This is a genomic window from Treponema sp. UBA753 (genome assembly GCF_002297325.1).
GTDB lineage: Bacteria > Spirochaetota > Spirochaetia > Treponematales > Treponemataceae > Treponema_D.
On the sequence record NZ_DBKJ01000129.1, the window covers coordinates 1 to 861 of the forward strand.

The window sequence follows — 861 nt, forward strand, 5'->3', positions numbered from 1 at the left end:
ACATTGACTTAGACTTTGAAGAGCCAGTTCTTGAAGGAAGCGACGCAGAAGCCCAGGAAAACGAAGCTGAAGATAATACAGAAGATTTCGATTCCCTTTTTGAGAATTTATCTGATGAAACTCCTGAGTTGCAAGAACTTCCAGAAATCGAGCAAGAAACAGCCCCTTCCCCTGCAACAGCTTCAACTGTGGATTCAGAAGAAATCGACCTTTCGGACTTTGGATTTGAAGACAATTCTGAAAACTTGAATCCTATTTTAGGCGATGAAAAAGAGAAAAAAGAGCCAACTGGTCCAGTTGACTATGAAATGAACGTTGATATTGAAGATGACAATGAAACTCAGCCTGAAAAAGCAGAAACATCCGAATCGGAATCTTCTGACGATGATGACATTCAGGTTGACATTTCACAAGATTCAGAAAAAGCAGTTCAAAAGGAACAAGAAACTGACCTTTCTTCTCCAGACGACAGTTTTGATATTGATTCAATTTTTAACAATATTGAAGATGAAAACGGACAGACTGTAGACTTTTCAGCAAGCGAAACTCCTAAAGAAGAACAAAACGAGCCAGTTGCACTCGAAGAAATTCCAGCAGAACCAAACGCAGATGATTTTCCAGCAGTAGAAACTTTTCAAGAACCTAAGCAAGAAATTGCGCAGCCAGAATTAGAAGAACCGCAAGTAGAAAACGTTTCCACAGATTCATCTGACACTGAAATTTCTTTGGACGATTTTATGGGCGAAGAAGGCTTTACTGACGGAGGTCCTGGCGTTACAGGACCTTACAACGAAGACGGAACTTTGATTCAGCGTGAAGAAAAAAAAGAGCCGGCCGCGGAAGAACCTGAAACTGTAGAAG

General features: G+C 40.8%; 1 protein-coding gene. It reads left to right on the forward strand.

Annotation, left to right across the window (positions count from 1 at the left end; genetic code table 11):
- Positions 1-861, forward strand: an 861-nt coding sequence (locus B4C08_RS10185) for a hypothetical protein (RefSeq protein WP_296665070.1), incomplete at both ends; no start/stop codon positions are given.